General features: G+C 37.9%; 24 protein-coding genes, 1 tRNA gene, 1 other RNA gene and 1 pseudogene. 16 read left to right on the plus strand and 11 right to left on the minus strand.

Annotation, left to right across the window (positions count from 1 at the left end; genetic code table 11):
- Positions 1-130, minus strand: a 130-nt coding sequence (locus HMPREF3112_RS06280; RefSeq protein WP_141738658.1) for a helix-turn-helix domain-containing protein, incomplete at its 3' end; no start/stop codon positions are given.
- A 439-nt stretch (positions 131-569) separates the two neighbouring features.
- Between HMPREF3112_RS06280 and HMPREF3112_RS06290 the strand changes: the two genes are divergently transcribed.
- Genes HMPREF3112_RS06290 through HMPREF3112_RS06300 form a run of 3 tightly spaced genes read left to right on the plus strand, consistent with a single transcriptional unit; the run spans position 570 to position 2,888 of the window.
- On the plus strand, positions 570-1,547 hold the full coding sequence (locus tag HMPREF3112_RS06290; protein WP_002927018.1) for a hypothetical protein: 978 nt from the start codon (positions 570-572) through the stop codon (positions 1,545-1,547).
- Between the two features lie 11 nt (positions 1,548-1,558).
- The gene (locus tag HMPREF3112_RS06295; protein WP_000369785.1) at positions 1,559-1,747 is read left to right on the plus strand and encodes a DUF3173 domain-containing protein; all 189 of its coding nucleotides are present in this window, start codon (positions 1,559-1,561) and stop codon (positions 1,745-1,747) included.
- Between the two features lies 1 nt (position 1,748).
- A complete protein-coding gene (locus HMPREF3112_RS06300) occupies positions 1,749-2,888 on the plus strand; it encodes a tyrosine-type recombinase/integrase (protein ID WP_070438729.1) in 1,140 nt (379 codons plus the stop codon).
- 86 nt (positions 2,889-2,974) lie between these two features.
- Here HMPREF3112_RS06300 and HMPREF3112_RS06305 read toward each other — a convergent pair.
- From HMPREF3112_RS06305 to HMPREF3112_RS06315, 3 genes are all read right to left on the minus strand, one after another.
- Positions 2,975-3,047, minus strand: a tRNA-Lys gene (locus HMPREF3112_RS06305).
- Positions 3,048-3,243: non-coding RNA, 6S RNA (gene ssrS / locus HMPREF3112_RS06310), on the minus strand. It abuts the tRNA gene before it with no gap.
- A gap of 86 nt (positions 3,244-3,329) precedes the next feature.
- Positions 3,330-4,598 (minus strand): replication-associated recombination protein A, encoded by a 1,269-nt coding sequence (locus HMPREF3112_RS06315; RefSeq protein ID WP_002885641.1) that lies wholly within the window; start codon positions 4,596-4,598, stop codon positions 3,330-3,332.
- A gap of 169 nt (positions 4,599-4,767) precedes the next feature.
- Here HMPREF3112_RS06315 and rpmB point away from each other — a divergent pair, with 169 nt between their 5' ends.
- The 9 genes from rpmB (at position 4,768) to nrdG (ending at position 11,674) form a co-directional block, all read left to right on the plus strand.
- Entirely contained in the window at positions 4,768-4,956 is a 189-nt protein-coding gene (rpmB, locus tag HMPREF3112_RS06320) for a 50S ribosomal protein L28 (protein ID WP_002885786.1), read from the plus strand.
- A 126-nt stretch (positions 4,957-5,082) separates the two neighbouring features.
- Positions 5,083-5,349, plus strand: a complete 267-nt coding sequence (locus tag HMPREF3112_RS06325) for an IreB family regulatory phosphoprotein (protein ID WP_002885737.1) — start codon at positions 5,083-5,085, stop codon at positions 5,347-5,349.
- A complete protein-coding gene (ruvX, locus tag HMPREF3112_RS06330; RefSeq protein ID WP_022496180.1) occupies positions 5,349-5,768 on the plus strand; it encodes a Holliday junction resolvase RuvX in 420 nt (139 codons plus the stop codon). Before HMPREF3112_RS06325 ends, ruvX begins: the two co-directional genes overlap by 1 nt.
- Before the next feature lie 105 nt (positions 5,769-5,873).
- Complete coding sequence (locus HMPREF3112_RS06335; RefSeq protein ID WP_002887079.1) at positions 5,874-6,179, plus strand: DUF1292 domain-containing protein; 306 nt, start codon at positions 5,874-5,876, stop codon at positions 6,177-6,179.
- A gap of 212 nt (positions 6,180-6,391) precedes the next feature.
- On the plus strand, positions 6,392-8,038 hold the full coding sequence (locus HMPREF3112_RS06340; protein ID WP_038676894.1) for a hypothetical protein: 1,647 nt from the start codon (positions 6,392-6,394) through the stop codon (positions 8,036-8,038).
- A gap of 98 nt (positions 8,039-8,136) precedes the next feature.
- Positions 8,137-10,341 carry an anaerobic ribonucleoside-triphosphate reductase gene (gene nrdD, locus HMPREF3112_RS06345; RefSeq protein WP_002885751.1) on the plus strand — a complete coding sequence of 735 codons (2,205 nt, stop codon included), beginning with the start codon at positions 8,137-8,139 and terminating at the stop codon, positions 10,339-10,341.
- Between the two features lie 89 nt (positions 10,342-10,430).
- Entirely contained in the window at positions 10,431-10,562 is a 132-nt protein-coding gene (locus HMPREF3112_RS11740; protein WP_002885877.1) for a hypothetical protein, read from the plus strand.
- A 1-nt stretch (position 10,563) separates the two neighbouring features.
- Positions 10,564-11,064 (plus strand): GNAT family N-acetyltransferase, encoded by a 501-nt coding sequence (locus tag HMPREF3112_RS06350; RefSeq protein ID WP_002885693.1) that lies wholly within the window; start codon positions 10,564-10,566, stop codon positions 11,062-11,064.
- A gap of 4 nt (positions 11,065-11,068) precedes the next feature.
- The gene (gene nrdG / locus HMPREF3112_RS06355) at positions 11,069-11,674 is read left to right on the plus strand and encodes an anaerobic ribonucleoside-triphosphate reductase activating protein (protein WP_002885801.1); all 606 of its coding nucleotides are present in this window, start codon (positions 11,069-11,071) and stop codon (positions 11,672-11,674) included.
- Positions 11,675-11,702: 28 nt separating this feature from the next.
- Here nrdG and yaaA read toward each other — a convergent pair whose 3' ends face one another.
- From yaaA to HMPREF3112_RS06390, 7 genes and pseudogenes are all read right to left on the minus strand, one after another.
- The gene (yaaA, locus tag HMPREF3112_RS06360) at positions 11,703-12,434 is read right to left on the minus strand and encodes a peroxide stress protein YaaA (protein WP_002885850.1); all 732 of its coding nucleotides are present in this window, start codon (positions 12,432-12,434) and stop codon (positions 11,703-11,705) included.
- Positions 12,435-12,520: 86 nt separating this feature from the next.
- The gene (locus HMPREF3112_RS06365; protein ID WP_038676896.1) at positions 12,521-13,462 is read right to left on the minus strand and encodes a YitT family protein; all 942 of its coding nucleotides are present in this window, start codon (positions 13,460-13,462) and stop codon (positions 12,521-12,523) included.
- Positions 13,455-15,206, minus strand: a complete 1,752-nt coding sequence (gene aspS / locus HMPREF3112_RS06370; RefSeq protein ID WP_002885629.1) for an aspartate--tRNA ligase — start codon at positions 15,204-15,206, stop codon at positions 13,455-13,457. The genes HMPREF3112_RS06365 and aspS overlap by 8 nt, the downstream gene beginning before the upstream one ends.
- 109 nt (positions 15,207-15,315) lie before the next feature.
- A complete protein-coding gene (locus tag HMPREF3112_RS06375) occupies positions 15,316-15,738 on the minus strand; it encodes a hypothetical protein (RefSeq protein ID WP_002885776.1) in 423 nt (140 codons plus the stop codon).
- Positions 15,739-15,745: 7 nt separating this feature from the next.
- The gene (gene hisS / locus HMPREF3112_RS06380) at positions 15,746-17,026 is read right to left on the minus strand and encodes a histidine--tRNA ligase (protein WP_002885861.1); all 1,281 of its coding nucleotides are present in this window, start codon (positions 17,024-17,026) and stop codon (positions 15,746-15,748) included.
- A gap of 152 nt (positions 17,027-17,178) precedes the next feature.
- Positions 17,179-18,180, minus strand: a pseudogene (locus tag HMPREF3112_RS06385) (PTS transporter subunit EIIC).
- A 271-nt stretch (positions 18,181-18,451) separates the two neighbouring features.
- Positions 18,452-19,564 (minus strand): vitamin B12 independent methionine synthase, encoded by a 1,113-nt coding sequence (locus HMPREF3112_RS06390; protein WP_049529086.1) that lies wholly within the window; start codon positions 19,562-19,564, stop codon positions 18,452-18,454.
- A 230-nt stretch (positions 19,565-19,794) separates the two neighbouring features.
- On the opposite strand from HMPREF3112_RS06390, the gene rpmF reads away from it, so the two are divergent.
- The 4 genes from rpmF (at position 19,795) to HMPREF3112_RS06410 (ending at position 22,377) form a co-directional block, all read left to right on the plus strand.
- Complete coding sequence (rpmF, locus tag HMPREF3112_RS06395) at positions 19,795-19,977, plus strand: 50S ribosomal protein L32 (protein ID WP_002892130.1); 183 nt, start codon at positions 19,795-19,797, stop codon at positions 19,975-19,977.
- Between the two features lie 15 nt (positions 19,978-19,992).
- On the plus strand, positions 19,993-20,142 hold the full coding sequence (gene rpmG / locus HMPREF3112_RS06400; protein WP_002262412.1) for a 50S ribosomal protein L33: 150 nt from the start codon (positions 19,993-19,995) through the stop codon (positions 20,140-20,142).
- Between the two features lie 183 nt (positions 20,143-20,325).
- Positions 20,326-21,066 (plus strand): ABC transporter ATP-binding protein, encoded by a 741-nt coding sequence (locus tag HMPREF3112_RS06405; RefSeq protein ID WP_014632505.1) that lies wholly within the window; start codon positions 20,326-20,328, stop codon positions 21,064-21,066.
- 3 nt (positions 21,067-21,069) lie between these two features.
- Positions 21,070-22,377: an FtsX-like permease family protein gene (locus HMPREF3112_RS06410; RefSeq protein WP_021152667.1), complete on the plus strand. Its 1,308-nt coding sequence runs from the start codon at positions 21,070-21,072 to the stop codon at positions 22,375-22,377.
- Positions 22,378-22,436 lie beyond the last annotated feature (59 nt).

Here is a 22,436-nt window from a genome sequence, read left to right on the forward strand (position 1 = left end):
TTTGTTTTTCGTAATCAGAGATGGACTGTTTACCAATTCCTAAATCTTCAGCTAGTTGAGTTTGACTTACTCCTTTTTCTATGCGTAGGCGTGCCAAATTGGGTCCAAAATTTTGAATAATAAAGGTCATGGAAAACTCCTATTCTTTTATTTTTAACTTATTTTATCACCTATAAACTTACAAATCAAGTTTTTAGTTGACTATTTAAAATATTTTTTATAAAATATATTTATAACTTATAAATAAGTTATAAATAATACAAAAAAATAGCTCGTAAGTTTAGGGATAGTGAGTGAGGAGGAAGTTGAGGATGAGACGATGACTTATGACTATTCGAAGCCTTAGAGCTAGAAATTGTGTGGACAAGGACAAGGGCGAGCCTGACGGGAAGTCAGGCGAAGTCCCGAAGACTGCCGTCCAGACAATTTCTAGCCAAGCAAAAGTTGGCTATTCTAACAGCCAGCAAAAAGGTACACTTAGGACAACGTCCAAAGAACGACGGAACGAGCAAACGTTGATTTGACGGTGTTTCTGAGACCTAAAAAATCTAAAAGAAGGGGGGACAATTTTGTTGGTTTCTTTACAAGATTTAAGAAGCATTCAAGAACGATGTGATGTAGGAGAATTAGTACAGCGACTAGATGTCAGTATTGATAGATTAACGGTTATCTGGGATACAGACACTGGTTCCCTAAGACGAATTTTCAAAAATCTGAAACAGGCAATAAGTACAAGAGTTGACGCATTTGAAATACATGATAACGTGCGAGATGATGTCTTTGCTTTAGCTAAGGATCTTAATGAGTATGATTCAATCAATATTATATTTTTTCAATTATCCACTTATGGAGGTGAACAATTGATTCGGATTGATTTCAATCCTAACACTTTAAAAGAATTTGATGGAATGAAAGTATGGAGGCAATTAATGTACTTTGCCAGATTGAATTCATTGACGGTACGTTTGTCTCGTTTTGATTTGGCATTTGACATTTTCAACAGGCCTGAAATCGTTAATTTGCAACATATTAAAGGTGGTGTTACACATAAGGTCTTCTATGGTCGAGGGGGCGAATTAGAGACGAAATATTGGGGTTCTAGCGGTAGTAATGTACAAGTTAGGTTATATGATAAGAATAAAGAAATCATTGCTCACAAGCGAGAAGAGAAGCTAGATTTGGATGTGAATCCGTTTTGGTGGAGACTAGAGTTCCAACTCAGAACCAAAGCGATTGGTGAGGAGATGGTCCAAGATATTATGAGTAGACTTGATAATTTCGGGTTTTATAAGCTAGATCATATTCGAGTGGATCAAAGAGCCTTTACAATTATCTTTCTCAACAATCCTGAACTGTTATCATTAGCTTTTCCAAATTTAAAATCAGACAGCATCAAAAAGAAAAAAACAAGAGTCCGCAAACTATTGAGAGAAGAAACGAACCAATTTGCGGAAGAATTAAAAGAAGTATTAATACAGAATCTCCCTAAATTAAATGCAGAATTACAACTACTTGTAGGCGAGTTTCTGAATTTAGAAAATAAATAAGGAGGATAACTATGGACAATAATTTAATTAGTAACAAAGAATTAATTGAAATGGGCTATCGCCCTCATACAGCGAATGATATCATTCATCAGGCAAGAGAATTACTTGTCTCACGAGGCTATACATTTTATAATCGCAAACGTTTGATGGTTGTTCCAAAAAGTGTTGTAAATGAGATTCTAGGAACTGAGGTGGCGTAATATGGCAAGTGTTCGTTATCGAAAGCGAGGAGATAGTAATTTATGGACCTATGAAATTCGTAGCGAAGGGAAAACTGTTGTTCATAATAGCGGTTTTAAAACAAAAAAACTTGCAGAGTCAGAAGCTGAACCGATTCTGCAAGAACTTCGTTTAGGGAAAAGAATTTCTAGAGATATTTCTCTTGTAGATCTATATCAAGAATGGCTTGAACTAAAAATTCTACCGAGTAGCAGGTCGGAAGAGACAAAGAAAAAATATCTTCTCCGTAAAAACACAATTGAAAGATTATTTGGAAATAAAAAAGTCACTCAAATTCGTGCGAGTGAATACCAAAGAATAATGAATAAGTATGGGCAAACAGTTGGTAGAAATTTTCTTGGTAGATTGAATACTGGAATCCATCAGAGCATCCAAATGGCAATTGCCGACAAAGTTCTAATAGATGATTTTACACAACATGTCGAGTTATTTTCATCCAAAGAACAACAGATGACCGAAGAGAAATATTTGCATACAGAAAAGGACTATCTGGATTTACTTTTAGCAGTAAAGAGAAAATTTGATTACCAACGATCAATTGTTCCTTATATCGTCTATTTTCTATTAAAAACAGGGATGAGGTTTGGAGAGTTAATAGCGTTAACTTGGAATGAAGTTGACTTTGACAGAGGACTGTTAAAAACATATAGAAGGTTTAATACCCTTTCTCATAAATTTGTCCCTCCAAAAAACAAAACGTCTATTCGTATGGTACCGATAGACGAAGAATGTATTAAGATATTACAAGTCCTAAAAATTGAACAAGAGAAGGCTAATAAAGAGCTAGGTATCAAGAACAGGTATAAAATGATTTTTCAGCATTATGGATATATTCATATGGTACCAGATATTGCTAGTGTCAATAAAGCTTTGAGTGTTCTTTTAAATGAATTAGATATTTATCCAATTATCACGACAAAAGGAGCACGTCATACCTATGGAAGTTACCTCTGGCACAAAGGATTTGACCTTGGGGTTATTGCAAAAATTCTAGGGCATAGAGATATTTCAATGTTAGTAGAAGTATATGGACACACTTTAGAGGAGAAAATTTTTGAGGAATTTAATCAAATCAAAGATGTCTGGAAAGATTGCTCATAAAAAAATATGGGGCAAATGATGGGGCAAATCAGTTATAGACAAGCAAAAAAGCCTTTTAAATCAAGGCTTTTTCTTCTGTATTTCTATGCCCCCTACAGGGCTCGAACCTGTGACCCATGGATTAAGAGTCCACTGCTCTACCAACTGAGCTAAGGAGGCTGGATGCTGTATTGGTACCGATGATCCACCGTTTGTATTGAACCCGCGACGTAAAAAAGCAGGTGGGCGACTCGCTACTAACTTCAGTTGCTTCTGGGTGAGCCAGCCTGCACACTGTTAATAGACCTCTGTCTCCCGATAATACAAAAATTAGTCGGTCAACACTTATATGTGGATTCGTATACCACAGCAATTTCTATGTTTTTATAATACCACTTTTGAAAATTATTGCAAGAGGAAAAATCAATTTTTTTGCAATCGTTTTCGTTGATTCCTCTCGTATTACCTAGATAACTTATCGATCCGTTCTTTATTAGCTCCAAGAGCTCTTTCATATTTCCCGGTTTCATTGGGTTGGAAATAATTCACACCTCTTAATTTATCCGGAAGATATTGTTGTTTGACCCACTTTTCAGGATAAGCATGGGGATACTTGTAATCTTGTGCATTGCCCAGTTCCTTGCTTCCAGCATAGTGTCCATCTCTCAAATGACGAGGAATAGGTAAATTCCCTGATTTTCTAAGGTCTGCCAAGGCAGCATCCATAGCCATATAAGCCGAATTCGACTTAGGAGATAAAGCTAAGTCAACAACTACATTGGCAATCAAAATACGCGCCTCTGGGAAACCTACTTTCTGTGCAGCTTCCAAAGCTGTAACCGTGTGAACTTGCGCATCAGGATTAGCTAAACCAATATCCTCGTACGCAATCACAGTCAAGCGTCGTGCTAGACTAGGGAGATCTCCTGCTTCAACCAAACGTGCTGCATAGTGAAGACTGGCATTAACATCAGAGCCTCGAATAGATTTTTGCAAAGCAGAAAGTACATCATAGTGTCCATCACCGTCTTTATCCATGGTGATATAGCTACGTTGTAAACTATTTTCCACTGTATCTAAAGTAATATGGCGAAGCCCATCTTCTGAAGCTGGCGTCGACATGACAGCTAAATCTAAGGAATTATAAGCCGAACGTAAATCACCATTAGTAGCCGTAGCAATAAAATCTAGAGCATCCTCATCTAACTGGACATCAAAGTCAAAGCCACGCTCCTTGTCCTCTAGAACACCTAGTATAGCTTCCTTAATATCCTCGTTAGAGAGTGGTTCCAACTCAAATATTTGTACACGACTACGGATGGCTGGTGTGACAGAAAAAAACGGATTCTCCGTTGTAGCCCCAATCATGATAATATTACCATTCTCTAAGAGTGGCAATAAAAAGTCTTGTTTAGCTTTATCCAAACGATGAATCTCATCTAGAAGCAGAACTAAGCCACCTGAAAATTTAGCCTCTTCCGCAATTTCCTGTAGGCGTTTCTTGCTATCAACAGTAGCATTAAAGGTTCTAAAAGCAAATTTTGTTGTTCCTGCAATAGCACTAGCTATTGAGGTCTTCCCGATTCCTGGTGGCCCGTAGAGAATCATTGACGACAGCATATTCGCTTCTACCATACGGCGAATAATTTTACCTTCACCAACCAAATGCTTCTGACCAATCACCTCTGAAATTGTACGTGGACGCATGCGTAGAGCAAGATTATCTGGCATCTTCTCTCCTTTTTTAACTGATTTTTTCTTATTATAATAAGCATATACTATTTTGTTATAAAAAGAAATTATAAATAGTTCTTGTCAAACCTAAATTCTTATGATAGAATGTTTTGGTATGTGGTGCTAGCACATCCGTAATAAATTCTACCTAGGAGGAAAACACGAAATGGCTAAAGTATGTTACTTTACAGGACGTAAAACTGTTTCTGGAAACAACCGTTCACACGCTATGAACAAAACTAAACGTGCCGTTAAACCTAACCTTCAAAAAGTTACTATCCTTGTTGATGGTAAACCTAAAAAAGTTTGGGCTTCAGCTCGTGCGCTTAAATCTGGTAAAGTTGAACGCGTTTAATCTTATTGGATATTAAGAGAGATGGCTTCAGTCGTCTCTTTTTTTGTTCATCGTCTTTCCCTTTTGGCTATACTTATGTTATAATAAAGAACTAACAGATAATTCTTATAGAAAGAAGGTGTCAGTATGGGATTTACAGATGAAACTGTTCGTTTCAACCTAGACGACGGTAGCAAAGATGAAATCAGTAATACTTTGACAAATGTCTACCGTTCGTTAGCTGAGAAAGGTTATAATCCTATCAACCAAATCGTCGGTTATGTTCTGAGCGGTGACCCTGCTTATGTTCCGCGTTATAATGACGCCCGTAACCAGATTCGTAAATACGAACGTGATGAAATCGTTGAAGAACTCGTTCGCTATTATCTTAAAGGAAATGGAATTGACCTCTAATGCGAGTAATGGGACTTGATGTTGGCTCAAAAACAGTAGGAGTTGCGATTAGTGATCCCCTCGGTTTTACAGCCCAAGGCGTTGAAATTATTAAAATTGACGAGGAGGCTGAAGAGTTTGGTTTCGACCGACTAGGCGAGCTCGTTAAAGAATATAAGGTAGAAAAATTTGTTGTTGGTCTTCCTAAAAATATGAATAACACTGAAGGACCACGTGTTGAGGCAAGCAAAGCCTATGGTTACAAAATCAAGGAAATCTTTGGAATTCCTGTAGATTACCAAGACGAACGCTTGACAACTGTTCAAGCCGAGCGTATGTTGGTTGAACAAGCAGATATCAGCCGTGGTAAACGTAAAAAAGTTATTGATAAATTAGCTGCCCAACTTATTCTACAAAACTACCTCGATCGAATGTTTTAAGAAAGTGTAATAGAGACCTAATAGTCAAGTGACAATCTAGTAAACTGCCAAGCAATATACTAGATTTCCTCACTATTCAGTGCTCTCTACAAAAAGGAGAACAATATGTCACACAATCACGACCACAACCATGATCATGAAGTCATCACTTTAGTAGACGAACAAGGAAATGAAACACTTTTTGAAATCTTGTTGACTATTGATGGACGCGAAGAATTTGGTAAAAACTATGTTCTTTTGGTACCAGCTGGTGCTGAAGAAGATGCTAATGGAGAAATTGAAATCCAAGCATACTCATTCACTGAAAATGAAGACGGTACTGAAGGCGACCTTCAACCAATCCCTGAAGATTCAGATGCTGAATGGGATATGATTGAAGAAGTTTTCAATAGCTTCATCGATGAAAACTAAAAAATAATCAATGCCATAGGCAAAGAAATGACTTGTTAAAAAGAGATTGGGATATTGTATCTCAGTCTCTTTTTTAGATATTTTTTTCTTAAATGTAAGAAATTAGAGGAAAATTGACTAAATGGTATTATCTGATATACTTTAAATAAGACAATTAGGGGATAAGACCCTTTTATTTATAACTATCCAAATGTCAACAAAGGAGTTTAATTGTGAGTCCATACAACGAAGACAATACTTTAGATTCAAGTGGCTACCAAGGTTATCATCGAAGCCACCATCAATCTCATATACAAGATAATCAATCCGAAAAGATTGAAGTGACAATTCAGGGACATACAGAAGAATCAAATTCGTCTCAAATAGAGAAAAAAACTAAGATTTCACTTCCATGGAAGCATAGAGGCCATATCCTGATTCTCAGTTTGATTTTGAGTATTTTTAGTATATCAGTTCCCTGCTTTACAGACTTTGCCAATAATATACAGTCTCAAAACCTTTACATTGCAAAAATGTTTGCCAATGGTAGCTTACCCTACTCTGACTTTTTTGCGACAGGCGGCTTCTTTTATTACTTACTAGTTTCTCTGGCTTTCCGTTTAGGATCAACTCTTTGGCTGATTCCTATTCAATTCCTTACCTACTATCTTTCTGGAAGTTACCTTTACAAGACTGTCATGCACATGACAAACAAGAAGGAAATTGCCACTCTAATTAGTATTATTTTCTATGTCACTAATGGAACACTTGGTTTTGGTGGTCTCTACCCTATCCAATTTGCTATGCCTTTTGTCCTAGGTGCCATCTTCTTCTTAACTCGTTACTTTGCGGGTCACAGTCGTGATGAAGCCTTTATTCTTTACGGCTTCGCTGGCACTGCAGGAGCTCTTTTTGAAGCTCGAACTCTTATTTTCTGGATATTGTCACTTGTGACAATCTTCGTTTACAACCTTGTCAACAAACACTTTGCTCGTGGTTTTTATCAAGTTCTTTGTATTATTTTTGGTAACATTCTAGTATTGTATCTATGTCTTTACTTTATCCTAAATTTACAAATTACATCGGACTATATTAACCAAGTTTTGGTTTACAACTTTACACAACTCGCTGTAGAAAAAAATGACTTTCTACTTACGTTAGCTTACCAAAGTTTTGCTGTTATAGGCTCTGGATTACTTGTTGGTGCACTGACTACAAGCAACCACCTTCTTGGCGATGCTAAAGATAAGAGCATCAAGTGGGTACTACTCCTTAGTTTTATCTTTACAGTAGTTTACAGCTTGTTCTCTCAAAGCTTTGGGCTTTACAGTATTCTCAACATCGTACCTTATGGTCTAGTCTTGACAGCACTTTCTTTAGATGATGCTATTAAAAAGAGAGCAGAGCGAACTTCTCACCGACGTCGTAATGGTAACCAGATTCACACACTTAAAGTTTTTGGTATCTTCCTTAGTCGTAATTACTTCTTACCTATTGCAGTCTTTGCATTTGCTTTCGCGATGCCAATCATTATATTCCTATTTAATTTAGGAAATAATACTGAACGTAGTACTGTTGCAAATTACCTCGCTAAAAATACTAAGAAGGATGAAACTATCTACGTTTACGATTCATCAGCAAAAATTTATTTGGAAAGCGGTCGTAAAGCAGCCTCACAATTTGTTCTTCCAGAACTTAACACAGCTAAATCTAGTCATCAGAAAGCTCTCTCAGATACTATTATCCAAGATTCAGCACAATATATCGTTGTCCAACAAGATACACAACTACCTTCTGATGTTAAATCTACACTTTCAAAAAACTATAAAAAAGCCCCTGTAAAAGGCGTTGAACGATACACTGTTTACGTCCTAAAATAGGTCAAAAAATCAATATATAGTGGTTGAGATAAAAATATACCACAATATATTGATTTTTTTTTGCCTAGTGCTATAATTAGTAGCGAGGTGATTTTTAGATGATTACATTAGAAAAAGAAAAGGTTACAATCAACCCTGATATCAAAGTCATCAAACGTGATGGTCGTATGGTTGTCTTTGATTCAAGTAAAATATATGAGGCTATCCTAAAAGCAAGTGAAGCTATTACACCTATCACACCCTTGATTGAAGCAAAGTTGGAGGGAATTGCCAACCGTATTGTTGCTGAAATCAATGACCGCTTCACTCAAAATATCAAAATATATGAAATCCAAAGCATAGTAGAGCACGAGTTACTCGAAGCTAACGAATATGCTATCGCTCAAGAATATATCAACTATCGTACCAAACGTGATTTTGAGCGTTCTCAGGCTACTGACATCAATTTCACCATTAGTAAACTTGTTAATAAAGACCAGGCTGTTGTTCACGAAAATGCTAATAAAGATAGCGATCTTTACAATACGCAACGTGATTTAACCGCAGGAATTGTCGGAAAATCTGTAGGACTTAAGATGCTTCCTCCACACGTAGCAAATGCTCATCAAAAGGGAGATATCCATTTCCACGATTTAGACTACAGCCCTTACACACCTATGACCAACTGTTGTTTGATTGACTTCAAAGGCATGTTGGCAAATGGTTTTAAAATTGGTAACGCTGAAGTTGAAAGTCCTAAATCCATTCAAACTGCAACAGCACAAATTTCACAAATCATCGCAAATGTTGCCTCTAGTCAATATGGTGGCTGTACTGCAGACCGTATCGATGAGTTTTTAGCTCCTTACGCAGAACTTAACTACAAAAAACACTTAGCTGATGCTAAAGAGTGGGTAGCTGAAGAAAAACGTGAAGACTATGCACGCGCCAAAACGCGTAAAGATATCTACGATGCTATGCAATCTCTTGAATACGAGATTAATACGCTTTTCACTTCGAATGGACAAACTCCCTTTACCTCCCTCGGTTTCGGTTTAGGGACAAACTGGTTTGAGCGTGAAATCCAAAAGGCTATCCTACAAGTTCGTATTTTAGGACTTGGCTCCGAGCACCGTACAGCCATTTTCCCTAAACTCATTTTTACCTTAAAACGTGGACTTAACTTAGAGCCTAGCTCACCTAACTACGATATTAAGCAACTAGCTCTTGAATGTGCAACAAAGCGTATGTATCCAGATGTCTTGTCATATGACAAAATCGTTGAATTGACAGGTTCCTTTAAGGCTCCTATGGGATGTCGTTCCTTCCTCCAGGGGTGGAAGGATGAAAATGGTGTTGAAGTTAATTCTGGACGAATGAATCTGGGTGTTGTAACCCTTAATCTTCCTCGAATTGCCCTAGAATCTAAGGGAGACCAAGATAAATTTTGGGAAATTTTTGAAGAAAGAATGGGAATTGCCAAAGATGCACTCGTCTACCGAGTTGAACGTGTCAAAGAAGCTACACCTGCTAATGCACCTATTCTTTATCAGTACGGGGCCTTTGGCCAACGTCTAGGTAAATTCGATAATGTAGATCAACTCTTCAAACATCGTCGTGCAACTGTATCACTTGGTTATATTGGGCTTTATGAAGTAGCATCCGTTTTTTATGGTAGTGACTGGGAGACTAATCCAGAAGCCAAAGCATTCACGTTAGATATCGTTAAATCTATGAAAAATGCTTGTGAAAGTTGGTCTGACGAATATGATTATCATTTCTCTGTTTATTCAACACCATCAGAGAGTTTGACGGATCGTTTCTGTCGTTTGGATACTGAAAAGTTCGGTGTCGTGACTGATATCACAGATAAAGAGTATTACACCAACTCTTTCCACTACGATGTTCGTAAAAATCCAACACCATTTGAAAAATTAGAATTCGAAAAAGCTTACCCCGAAGCTGGCGCAACTGGTGGATTCATCCATTACTGCGAATATCCAGTTCTCCAGCAAAATCCAAAGGCACTCGAAGCTGTCTGGGACTTTGCTTATGACCGTGTCGGTTACCTCGGAACGAATACTCCAATTGATAAATGCTACAAGTGTGACTTTGAAGGGGACTTCACCCCAACAGAACGTGGATTCATGTGTCCTAACTGTGGCAACACAGATCCTAAAACAGTTGATGTTGTCAAACGTACTTGCGGCTATCTAGGAAATCCACAGGCACGCCCAATGGTTAAAGGACGCCACAAAGAAATCTCTGCTCGAGTCAAACACATGAACGGTTCAACCATAAAATATGAAGGTAAACACCTTTAATAAGACCTAGAATACATTATAATAAACTAGAAGCAGCTGGATGATACCTTCCAACTGCTTTGCTTATTTCATTTTTAGAAAGGAATATAATGGGAAAATATCAGTTAGATTATAAAGGTATGCAACAAGTGGAACGTTACCACGAAAAAAATGCAACTGTAAAAAACGATAAAAAAGCACGTGTCCAAGCCCTTTTGAAAAAAGCTGGAAAGAAGAAATAATATGATCTTACGCCGACCGAGTCAAACAGATAAAGAAGCTATCTTAGAGATGATGGCTGAATTTGAAAGGGAGCAATCTGCTCATGATGGTGGATTTTGGAACCCCGACAATTTTGTTTATGAAGAGTGGCTGGAAGAAAATATTCAAGCGGAAGCGGGACTCAATATTCCTGAAAACTGGGTTCCTGCTATCCAGCTGGTTAGTTTTGACGAAGCGGATCATGCTCTTGGTTTCCTCAACCTTCGTCTCCGATTAAATGACTACTTACTAGAAAAAGGGGGCCATATTGGCTACTCTATCCGTCCATCCGAACGAGGAAAGGGTTATGCGAAAGAATCACTCCGTCAAGGCTTACAAGTAGCTAAAGACAAGAATATTCATCGTGCTCTGGTCACTTGTAGTATCAAGAATCCTGCTAGTCGAGCTGTTATATTAGCCAACGGTGGCCAGTTGGAGAACATTCGCCATGAAACTGAGCGCTATTGGATAGATTTGGAGTAGAATCATGACATGGAATACACCAAAACCACAGGAATGGAAGTCTGAAGAACTTAGCCAAGGACGTATTATTGACTACAAAGCTTTTAATTTCGTTGATGGTGAAGGCGTGCGTAACTCCCTTTACGTCTCTGGTTGCATGTTTCATTGCGAGGGATGCTATAACGCTGCCACCTGGTCCTTTAAGGCAGGAATTCCCTATACTAAAGAACTTGAAGAACAAATCATGAGGGATCTAGCTCAACCTTACGTACAAGGTCTCACGCTACTTGGTGGTGAACCCTTCCTAAACACAGGAATTCTCATTCCCCTAGTCAAACGCATTCGTGAGGAACTCCCGGAAAAAGATATCTGGTCTTGGACTGGTTATACTTGGGAGGAGTTGATGCTTGAAACTCCTGATAAACTAGAACTTCTTCAACTCGTTGACATTCTCGTTGACGGCCGCTTTGACATCACTAAAAAGAACCTTATGCTCCAGTTTCGAGGATCATCTAATCAACGTATTATTGATGTCAAAAAATCTCTTAATCAAGGAGAAGTCGTTATTTGGGACAAGCTAAATGACGGTCAAACGAACTATGAACAAGTCGATCGTAAAGATATGCTATAAAAAAGTCTGAGCTTATAACTCAGACTTTTTATGCAATTTTAACAAAAACTAGCTCATTATTAGAGGATAAATCCTCACGATAATTAAACTCATCAAAAGACAATTTTCGTAAATCATTAATCGTTTGACAATTCTCCTCCATAACAGCTGTCAAAAAAGCCCCTCTTGCCTTTTTGGAAATCGTAGAGTGAGTCTTAAGAACCCCATTGCGGTCTTCCATAAAACTAACCGTGAATAACTGCTTACGAAGAGTTGGACTAAAAACATCCTCGAATTCACTTGAAAGCAAAGAAACAACCGGAACTTGACTCTCCTCTAAAAATTGATCATATTCAGCACGCCAATAGTTTTTTAAGGACTGACCATCAACCTTAATCTTCGTATGAAAGTCATGACGATGTTCTTGAATCGGGTAAAAAGCGGGAATGATTCCATAAAAAGAAGATGTGATAAATACTTGTTGGTCTAAGAATTCTTTTTCACATGTGGATAAGTCACTACGTTTGATGTGACGATACATCAGTCCATTAAAAAGCTCGATAGCCGGATAGGTTTTCGCTTCTCCCGATAAAATCGCAGCCCAGCGCTGCTTTTCTTTCTCAGCCTGCTCAGGCTTTATTTTATAAGCTGTGGATAATTCATCTGTGGACAATTTTGCCATTTCAGTTAGGATAGCCGCACTCTTTTCGGATAATTTTTGAGACGAAACTTCCTTACTGGCCTTCATTTCTTTTGCGGTTGGAATTAAAAATCTAATCATACTGATATTGTAAAGTCAAGCAGGCATTTCGTCAAGAATTCTCTCCAACAAAAAAGAAGCTAACGTTCGTCAACTTCCTTTTTTTGTTAGTCATCTAAATCAACAAAACGACCTAGAATATGTACATTTTCTGCGATGGAGACAAAGGCTTTGGGATCTGTCTTTCTCATATAATGCTTGAAGTCAGTATACTCTTCACGCGTAATAATCGCCAGTAATACTGCTTTCTTTTCGTGATTATAAGTCCCTTCCGCATCATTAATCAGCGTTACTCCACGGTGGAGTTTCTTCTGAATCATCCTTACAACTGGGTCAGGATTACTTGTGACAATCATAGCCTGCATTTTCTTTTGTTTTGTGAAAATCGCATCTGTAACTCGACTAGAAACAAAAATAGTCACCATTGAATAAAGAGCATATTTCCAACCAAAAAGAATGCCCGCAAAAACCATGATAATTCCATTGACAATCAAGGAGATATTACCAACATCACGACCTGTTTTCTTACGAATAGTGAGGCTAACGATATCCGTCCCCCCACTAGAGATACGTGATTTTAAACCGAAACCAATCCCCGTACCCATGACCAAACCACCAAAGATAGCATTGATCAAAGGATCCTCTGTCAAGGTTACATGTGGCATCACCTGAATAAAAAGGGAGCTCATCGTTACTGTAATGAAGGTAAAGATTGTAAATTTATGGCCAATCTTGTACCAAGCCATAATCAAGAGAGGGATATTAATCGCATAGAAAGTCAATGATACTGGTATCTCAAAGCCCAAAGTTCTAACACTCAATGCCGATAAAACCTGTGCCAAACCTGTTGCTCCACTGGAGTAAACATGTCCAGGTTGAAAAAAGAAATTAACGGCGATTGACGATAAGAGACCATAAAGTAAAGAAGCTGAGACTTTTTCAGTATATTTTTCACGGGAAATACTACGTACAGCCTGCAAAACGCCCATTTTCTTCGCAGACTTTTTCGCTACAAATTTAACATGTTTATGAAGAGGTGCTTTATTCATTTTCTAAATCTACATGAAGGGCAAGTTCTTCCAACTGTTTATCAGCCACAAGACTTGGGGCCTGAGTCATAGGATCTGATGCCTTATTATTTTTAGGGAAGGCAATCACTTCACGGATATTATCTTTACCTGCAAGAAGCATAACAAAACGGTCAAGACCGATAGCCAAACCACCATGTGGTGGGAAACCATAGTCCATAGCTTCAAGAAGGAATCCAAATTGCTCATAGGCTGATTCTTCAGAGAAACCAAGGGCTTTCAACATACGTTCCTGTAGGTCTTTATGATTGATACGTAGACTTCCTCCACCAAGCTCATAACCATTCAAGACAATATCATAAGCTACAGCACGTACCTTGGAAAGATCTCCTTCAAGCTCTGCTGCAGAATCTTCTGTTGGCAAAGTAAATGGGTGGTGAGCAGACATATAGCGTCCTTCTTCTTCAGACCACTCAAACATTGGCCAATCGACAACCCAAAGGAAGTTGAACTTAGTGTTGTCAATCATGTCAAGTTCTTTAGCAATTTGATTACGCAAAGCACCAAGTGTGTTATTAGCGATTTCAAGTGTATCTGCTACAAAAAGAACTAGATCATTCTCTTCAAGGTGTAAAGCATCTGTCAACTTATCTTCAATACTTGTCAAGAATTTAGCAACTGGACCTGCTAGAGCTCCGTCAGTCATCTTAACCCAAGCAAGACCTTTAGCGCCAAATTGTTTGGCAAACTCTGTCAACTTGTCAATACTTTTACGTGAGTATTTGTCTGCATTTCCTTTGACAACAATTGCCTTAACAGCTGGCGCTTCAGCAAACACTTTGAAGTCTACACCCTTGACAACCTCTGTCAAGTCTTGTAAAAGCATGTCAAAGCGTGTATCTGGCTTGTCAGAACCATAGTTATTCATGGCATCATCGTAAGACATGCGTGGGAATGGTAGTGTAACTTCAATTCCTTTAGTTTCTTTCATAACCTTAGCAATCAATCCTTCTGTAATATCTTGGATTTCTTGCTCATTAAGGAATGACGTTTCCAAGTCAACTTGTGTAAACTCAGGTTGACGGTCTCCACGCAAATCTTCATCACGGAAACACTTAACAATTTGATAATAACGGTCAAAACCAGCATTCATCAATAATTGTTTAGTGATTTGAGGACTTTGCGGAAGAGCATAAAAGTGACCTTGGCTAACACGGCTTGGAACCAAGTAATCACGAGCACCTTCTGGTGTAGATTTTGTCAACATTGGTGTTTCAACATCGATAAATTCCAAGTCATCAAGATAATTACGGATGGCGTGAGTTACTTTTGCACGGAGCTTAAAGTTTTCCAACATCTCTGGACGACGAAGATCCAAATAGCGGTAACGCATACGTGTATCATCACTAGCCTCAACACCATCTTTGATTTCAAATGGTGTTGTTTTGGCAGTATTAAGGACTTTAAGGTCTTCAACTTTAAGTTCGACAGCACCTGTAGGCAAGTTATCATTAGCTTGTTCACGCGCTTCAACAGTTCCTGTTACTTCAATAACAAATTCGCTACGCAAGCTTTCAGCTGTTTCAACAACATTAGCATCCGCATTTTCAGGGTTAACAACCAACTGCATCAAACCTTCACGGTCACGAAGATCGATGAAAATCAAACCTCCGAGGTTACGACGGCGAGATACCCAACCTTTCAAAGTAATAGTAGTTCCGATGTGTTCACTACGAACACGTCCGGCATACATAGAACGTTCCATAAATACACTTCTTTCGTTAATTTTTTAGTCTTAACTATTATAGCAAAAAGCCCATCAAAACCCCACCCATTTCAGGTTAGAATTTTAATAGACTTTCTTTTTTATAAAACTATTTGCCAAATTGTTTCAACAAATCACTAGTATCCACGTAATCCTCAGCAAACTCTTCAAAATCTTCAAAACGATAATCGGCTGTTTCTAAGTCAAGTAAACTATTCCAACGGAATCCGTAAACATCTTCAATGATAACACTAAGTTCATCAGTTTCCTCGTCTACCTGCCATCCCAAATAACGTTCCTGGGTTTCAAAACTCAAGACCACATCTTGACAATCCTGACGCCAAACTTGACCAAGTAATTGCTGACACATCGCATGATCACTTGCAGGCTCATCATTAAACCAAGTAATATCATGTTTATCAAGAAAGGCAATCAACTGCCAAAACTGTTGTTGGAAACGAATGGGCATACTGCGATCAAAAGCCAAACTGAACTTTTCACTCCGTTTGAGCATATCAACTATACTAACCATACGCCCCCTACTTTTCTAACTGTTCGAGGACTGCAGCAAAGTTTTTAGTTAGCTCTTCGAAACTTACAGTAACTTCCTCACGAGTAGCATTATTTTTGACATTAACCTGACCTGACTCCACTTCACTCTCACCTAATGTGATAACCGTCTTGGCCTTGAAGGTATCTGCTGACTTAAATTGTGCCTTAATCTTACGTCCAAGATAATCACGTTCAGCCTTAAATCCTTGATAGCGGATAGCTTGAACTAACTCAAGAGCTTTGCCATTGGCACCTGAACCAAGTACTGCAATGTAAACATCCAGATTTTCTTCCACCGGAAGCTCAATACCTTGTTTATCAAGAACCAAAAGCAAGCGTTCTAAACCAAGTCCAAAACCAAAACCAGCTGTTTCTGGACCACCGAAGTATTCAACCAAACTATCGTAACGACCGCCTGCACAAATTGTCAATTCAGACTTATCAATAGTGGTAATAAATTCAAAAATCGTGTGGTTGTAGTAATCAAGACCACGTACCATATTAGTATCAATCACGTAAGGAATGTTAAGACTATCAAGCATGGTACGTACTTCGTCAAAGTGCGCTTGACTTTCTTCATCTAAATAATCAAGGATAGATGGAGCATTTTCAACGGCAACCTTATCTTCTTTTTCTTTTGAATCGAGTACTCGCAAAGGATTTTCATCCAAACGACGTTGACTATCTTTTGACAAACTTTCACGCATTGGTGTCAAATAGTCAATCAAGGCCTGACGATAAGCCAGACGACTCTCAGTATTTCCAAGGCTATTCAAATGAAGGGTAACATCCTTAATGCCAAGCGTATTAAAGAGTTGGTAGGCCATAGCAATGGTTTCAACATCTGTTGCAGGATTTTTTGATCCAAAGCACTCTACACCTAGTTGGTGGAACTCGCGCAAGCGTCCTGCTTGAGGACGTTCATAACGGAACATTGATCCAATATAATAAACTTTAACAGGTTTTTGGACCTCTGGCGCAAAGAGTTTGTTTTCTACATAAGAGCGTACAACCGGTGCTGTTCCTTCTGGACGAAGTGTAATATGACGGTCTCCCTTATCATGAAAATCATACATTTCCTTAGTAACGATGTCAGTTGTATCACCTACTGAACGTGAAATGACCTCGTAATGTTCAAACATAGGTGTACGAATTTCACCATAATTGTATTTCTTAAATGTTTCACGTGCAACATTTTCTACGTACTGCCATTTGGCACTATCCGCAGGTAAAATATCCTGCGTTCCCTTAGGTTTTTGAAGTTTCATAATGATGATACAGGCCTCAGATAGACCTGCCCTCCTTTTCCGTTATTACAGATATAATCACTCTATTCTATCATAATTTATATAGCTTTTGGGAAATGGTGGAGGATTTTTCAACGTCAGAAAGAAACAGACCTCTCGGCCTGCCACAATCATTAATCTTCCTTATAAAGAATGAAGGTCACAATGAAAGATACCACAACAGAAATTACAAGACCTGCAATAGCTGTGTAAAAATATTTAAGTGTATCTTCACCAATATACGCAGCAATCGTCAAGAGACCTGGGGAACCACCCGCAAAATTTCTCGCACCTAAAATACCAAGGAAGAAGCCACCTACTCCCCCGGCAACAATAGATCCTATAAGGGCTGCTTTATTTTGTAAAGTTACCCCATAAAGAGCCGGTTCCGTAATTCCACAAATCGCAGTAATCCCAGCAGATGAAGCCAGAGCTTTTTTATTGGTATCCTTAGTTTTTAAAGCAATAGCAAGGGCTGCTCCACCCTGAGCCACATTTGAAGCCAAAGCACCTGGCTGTGCAATCGTATCATAACCAATAGTCATACGGTTATTGATTCCAATGGATACTAAGCCATAGTGAGTTCCTGTTGTAACCATTAACGGGAAGGTTGCTCCTACAATTGTCGGAACAACCCATGGGCCAAAGTTTTCCAACCACTTAAAGAAGTCACCCAACCAGTTACCAATGACAGCACCAATTGGACCTAAAATCTAAAGTGTTACGATTGCAGTAATTAAGGTCGTAATCATAGGAACCAAGAAAAACTTCACAGCTTTTGGTGAAATTTTAATCGCAAAGCGCTCCACGTAACTCATAAACCAAACTGCCAAAATAACAGGGATAACCGTTGATGAGTAAGAAGTTAATGTAAGAGGAATACTAAAGAAAGAGACGCCATGACCTGATTCCTTGGCAGTTGTCACAATCTGAGTAAAAGTTGGGTGTAATAAAATAGCACCAATCAACATCCCCAATTGAGCATTCGTCTTAAACTGTCGAGCTGCTGAGGCACCTAAAAATACAGGTAAGAAATAAAATCTAGCATCGCCAATAAAATTAAGAACTTGATAGTTAACATCATCTACAGCTACTACCTTAAAGACAACCCAAAAGGACAAAACAGCCTTGATCATCCCTGCTGCTGTAATTACTGGTAAGATTGGGGTGAAAATCCCAGAAATAAGGGCTAAAAAGCTTTGAAGAGGAGTTCTATCTTGTTTTTCCGATGATTCCTTAGATACTTCATCTAGATCCAATAACCCTTCCAAAGCGCGGTATATATTTGGTACATCACTCCCAACAACAACTTGATACTGGCCACCACCTCTTTATAATTCATGACACTTCCTTTCTATATTCATAAAAAGAGAGAACAAGCTGAGCCTGTCCTCTGCATTTTTTCTATTATGACCAAACTTTATCAGTAATTGTTTTAATCAATTGCAATTTATTCCACTCATCTTGCTCAGTCAAGATATTACCTTCTTCAGTTGAGGCAAAACCACATTGAGTTGAGATACCAAGGTTCTTAAGTGGTACAAGCTCAGCCGCTTCATGAATACGAGCGATGACAGCATCTACATCTTCCAAAGCTGGATCCTTAGAAGTAATCACACCAAGCACCAATTCAACATGATCACGGTTATTCCAAATCGTTGGAAGTGGTGCAAAGCTACCTGAACGCGCATCATCGTATTCCAAGAAGAAGATATCATAGTTCAATTGACCAAGATATTTAGCTACTGAATCATAGCCACCTTCAAAAAGATAAGTTGACTTAAAGTTCCCACGACAAATATGAGTAGCCAAAGTCAAATCTTCTGGAAGACCTTCCAAGGCTTTATTGATAGTGTACACATCATCCTCAGCAATTTTTGCCAACTCAGCTGTTTTCTCAGGATTATTTTTTTCATTCTCAAACTGTTGAATCAAATAACCCCAAGTCGTATCATCCAACTGTACATAACGTGCACCCAAATCGTAGAAATGTTGGATGGTATCATGGTAAGCTTTAGCCAAATCATCAAGGAAATCTGTCCATGAATCATAGTAATCTGCATAAAGATCACTACGGTGGTCACGGTTAATGATGAGTGATGGACTTGGAATAGTTACTTTTGGAGTAATTCCTTCAGGAGTCACTGATTTAAGATATTCAAAGTCACGATAGAAAGGATGATTAGGATTTTCAGCAATTTTACCATTGATACGAACGTTAGTTGTACGTGTCTTAGCTCCATGGAATTTATATGAATCCTCTTGTTGGTAAGCTTCAAAACCAGTTAGGTTCCATAGGAAGTCAAGGTGCCACCAAGAACGACCAAATTCACCATCAGAAACGACTTGAAGACCATTTTCTACTTCATGATGAACCAATTCCTTAACCAATTCATCTTGTACTTTCAACAATTCATCTTGCGAAATCTCACCATTGGCAAATTTTTCACGTGCTTCTTTTAAAGCTTGTGGACGAAGGTAAGAACCAACATGATCAAAATGATAATGAACTTTACTCATAGTTATTTACTCCTTTTATGCTTTCACTTAATGTAATAATAAGCCTATTCTAGCACTTGCTGTTATAGCTGTGAAATATATATTTGTTATCATACGATATAGTTTTTAACTATATATTTTATTGACAAGTTTTTTTGTCAAGCAACTTTACTTTACAAAAAAGATATGTTATTCTGTTATAGTTGATTTAAAATCAAGAACATAAATATTAATTCGGAGGAAATAAAGAAATGGCAGTACCTGCACGTCACACTTCAAAAGCGAAGAAAAACAAACGTCGTACACACTACAAATTGACTGCTCCATCAGTACAATTTGACGAAACAACTGGAGATTACTCACGTTCACACCGTGTATCACTTAAAGGATACTACAAAGGACGTAAAATCGCTAAAGCTAACGCAACTAAATAATAGAAGGGAGATACCATGCGCGTAAATATTACACTTGAACACAAAGAATCTGGTGAACGCTTGTACCTTACTTCAAAAAACAAACGTAACACTCCAGACCGTCTTCAATTGAAAAAATACTCACCAAAATTGCGTAAACACGTAATCTTTACTGAAGTAAAATAATTAAGATAAGAAAAGCCTATGAAACTCATGTTTCTAGGCTTTTTTCGTGCTTAAATTGCGGTTTTGTCTGACTTTTGTCTGATTGAATTATTTCTAACTTTTATTTACCAAACTATTTATTCCCTTACAACAGCATATTAAAAATGATACAATAGAAAAAAGTCAACTTATAGGAGAATGACTATGAAAACACAGGCAATCGAAGTAACAAACCTTGCTAAGTCGTTTGAATTAAGCAAGGGTAAGACTATTCAGATTTTAAACGGTCTCAGTTTATCAGCTAACTATGGTGAATTTATATCTATATTAGGTGTCAGTGGTTCTGGAAAATCAACACTATTAAAATGTATGTCAGGTCTATTGCAACCAAGTCAAGGAAAGGTTGAGATTCAAGGCTTAGATCCCTATCAAACTAGTCCTAATAAACTTGCTAAACTAAGACGTGAGTCCTTAGCATTTATCTTCCAATCCTATAATTTGGTACCTGCACTACCTATTATTGAAAATATCGCCTTACCTTTAAGATTATCAGGCAAAAAGGTCAACAACCAAGAGATACTTGATTTACTGGAAAAATTGCAATTTAAGGCAGATAGCAAAGCCTTCCCTTCAACCTTATCTGGTGGTGAACAACAAAAAATAGCTATTGCACGAGCTATTTTAGCAGATAGTCAGATTATTTTTGCAGATGAGCCTACTGGTGCGCTTGATAGTACCTCTCGTCAAATTGTTTTTGATATTTTAAGAACACTAGCTAATCAGGGGAAATGTATCCTCATGGTTACTCACGATATTGAGCTAGCTTCAAAAACTGACCGAGCACTCATCCTTAAGGATGGTTTGATTTCCCAAGAAATTATAAAACCTAAGTCTGAAGAATTAACTAAGGCTTTAGGTATAGAGACTGATGTAAGGGAGAGATAAATCATGTTAAAACTCATTTATTACCAATGGAGATATAGTTGGAAAGAATGGACCGCAACTGTACCTGTCTTTTTTATGGCAAGTCTCATTTCAGGGATATCCCTTTCAGGCGACTTTAATATTATAGCAAACAAGGACGTACTACTCAGTGTTCAAACAGACCCAAGCCCAGTATTCCTTATGCCCATTTTCTTTGGCGGGCTAACTCTTTTTCTTATTATTTCCAGTCTCATTGCTAGTCTTTTAAATTATTTCAAATCGGATTATCAACTTTGGGAAATTTTAGGTGCTAACCGCTGGCAGTTGTCAATTTTAGTTGCTGGACAAATTAGTTTAATGGCATTTATTTCCAGTATACCTGGTGCTCTCATTGCAACACCGATAAGCCGTTACTACTATTATTATTTACAGAAGTATTTTGGCAAAGGTATGATGCCAGATTTAAACTTTGGTTCTCAACCGTTGGCACTGCTTGCTACCGTAGCTTTAATTTCAAGTCTCGCTTTTGTTAGTGGGTACTTCTATACCAGTAAACTCCTTAAACAGAAAGTCGAACGAAAAACTTTTAAATTTTGGATAATTGTTAAGAAAGCAGTCCCATGGGCTATTTTAGTTGCCCTATATGCTTCCCTTTTATTTATGTTTTATCATTCAGAACCACTATTGGGTACTGGTTCCTTGCTTTATCTCATGCTAGTCAATGTTTTTGCTATCTATGCTCTATCTCCCTATCTTCAAATTGGTATTATCAAACTTTTATCACCCGTACTACTTAGCCACAGGTATGCCCCAATCCTTGCAAAATGGCAAATTCTAAGTCAAAAATCTTATCTTAAAGCCATTAATGCTTCGGTTGTTGCTGGAATTACATTGGTTGGGAGTTTTCAACTACTCTCGCAAAATATCTTTTCTTTCTTTCAAGAAGACGGTGAATTAGAATTATTAGTTTCCTTTATTGCCTTTTTCCTAGCTCCTGTACTATTAATATTAGCAAACGTAGTCTCCATGACATTATTGTCTGTCCGCCAGGAGGCCAAAGAGCAGGAACAGTTAGCCACATTGGGAGTTTCTCCTGCTCAACTGTTGCATACAAAACTTTGGGAAAGTCTTATTATAACGGGACTGGCGTTCTTTATCTCCCTAGTGATTAACCTTGCAATGATTGGTCTGATGAACCATTCACTCAGATTGTTGAAAATGGGAATGACTAATTGGACAGGTCTTTTCCTTCCAGCTATCATCCTATCTACACTACTCTTTCTTTTGACTTTCATCACTAAAGTAAGCCATATTAAGAAACAAACATTTTAAGAAAGAAGCCTATGAAACGCATGTTTCTAGGCTTTTTTCTAATGTTCAAAATTCTATTT

This window comes from Streptococcus sp. HMSC10E12, assembly GCF_001807855.1.
GTDB classification, from domain to species: Bacteria; Bacillota; Bacilli; order Lactobacillales; family Streptococcaceae; genus Streptococcus; species Streptococcus salivarius.

What these genes read in the sequence shown, in the direction of transcription:
- nrdG (WP_002885801.1), top strand. Translation starts at nt 11,069, where the DNA reads ATGACATGGAATACACCAAAACCACAGGAATGGAAGTCTGAAGAACTT.
- ruvX (WP_022496180.1), top strand. Translation starts at nt 5,349, where the DNA reads ATGCGAGTAATGGGACTTGATGTTGGCTCAAAAACAGTAGGAGTTGCG.
- HMPREF3112_RS06315 (WP_002885641.1), bottom strand. Translation starts at nt 4,598, where the DNA reads ATGCCAGATAATCTTGCTCTACGCATGCGTCCACGTACAATTTCAGAG.
- HMPREF3112_RS06350 (WP_002885693.1), top strand. Translation starts at nt 10,564, where the DNA reads ATGATCTTACGCCGACCGAGTCAAACAGATAAAGAAGCTATCTTAGAG.
- HMPREF3112_RS06410 (WP_021152667.1), top strand. Translation starts at nt 21,070, where the DNA reads ATGTTAAAACTCATTTATTACCAATGGAGATATAGTTGGAAAGAATGG.
- HMPREF3112_RS06300 (WP_070438729.1), top strand. Translation starts at nt 1,749, where the DNA reads ATGGCAAGTGTTCGTTATCGAAAGCGAGGAGATAGTAATTTATGGACC.
- HMPREF3112_RS06365 (WP_038676896.1), bottom strand. Translation starts at nt 13,462, where the DNA reads ATGAATAAAGCACCTCTTCATAAACATGTTAAATTTGTAGCGAAAAAG.
- HMPREF3112_RS06335 (WP_002887079.1), top strand. Translation starts at nt 5,874, where the DNA reads ATGTCACACAATCACGACCACAACCATGATCATGAAGTCATCACTTTA.
- rpmF (WP_002892130.1), top strand. Translation starts at nt 19,795, where the DNA reads ATGGCAGTACCTGCACGTCACACTTCAAAAGCGAAGAAAAACAAACGT.
- aspS (WP_002885629.1), bottom strand. Translation starts at nt 15,206, where the DNA reads ATGGAACGTTCTATGTATGCCGGACGTGTTCGTAGTGAACACATCGGA.
- HMPREF3112_RS06295 (WP_000369785.1), top strand. Translation starts at nt 1,559, where the DNA reads ATGGACAATAATTTAATTAGTAACAAAGAATTAATTGAAATGGGCTAT.
- hisS (WP_002885861.1), bottom strand. Translation starts at nt 17,026, where the DNA reads ATGAAACTTCAAAAACCTAAGGGAACGCAGGATATTTTACCTGCGGAT.
- HMPREF3112_RS06405 (WP_014632505.1), top strand. Translation starts at nt 20,326, where the DNA reads ATGAAAACACAGGCAATCGAAGTAACAAACCTTGCTAAGTCGTTTGAA.
- HMPREF3112_RS11740 (WP_002885877.1), top strand. Translation starts at nt 10,431, where the DNA reads ATGGGAAAATATCAGTTAGATTATAAAGGTATGCAACAAGTGGAACGT.
- yaaA (WP_002885850.1), bottom strand. Translation starts at nt 12,434, where the DNA reads ATGATTAGATTTTTAATTCCAACCGCAAAAGAAATGAAGGCCAGTAAG.
- HMPREF3112_RS06375 (WP_002885776.1), bottom strand. Translation starts at nt 15,738, where the DNA reads ATGGTTAGTATAGTTGATATGCTCAAACGGAGTGAAAAGTTCAGTTTG.
- HMPREF3112_RS06325 (WP_002885737.1), top strand. Translation starts at nt 5,083, where the DNA reads ATGGGATTTACAGATGAAACTGTTCGTTTCAACCTAGACGACGGTAGC.
- nrdD (WP_002885751.1), top strand. Translation starts at nt 8,137, where the DNA reads ATGATTACATTAGAAAAAGAAAAGGTTACAATCAACCCTGATATCAAA.
- rpmG (WP_002262412.1), top strand. Translation starts at nt 19,993, where the DNA reads ATGCGCGTAAATATTACACTTGAACACAAAGAATCTGGTGAACGCTTG.
- HMPREF3112_RS06390 (WP_049529086.1), bottom strand. Translation starts at nt 19,564, where the DNA reads ATGAGTAAAGTTCATTATCATTTTGATCATGTTGGTTCTTACCTTCGT.
- rpmB (WP_002885786.1), top strand. Translation starts at nt 4,768, where the DNA reads ATGGCTAAAGTATGTTACTTTACAGGACGTAAAACTGTTTCTGGAAAC.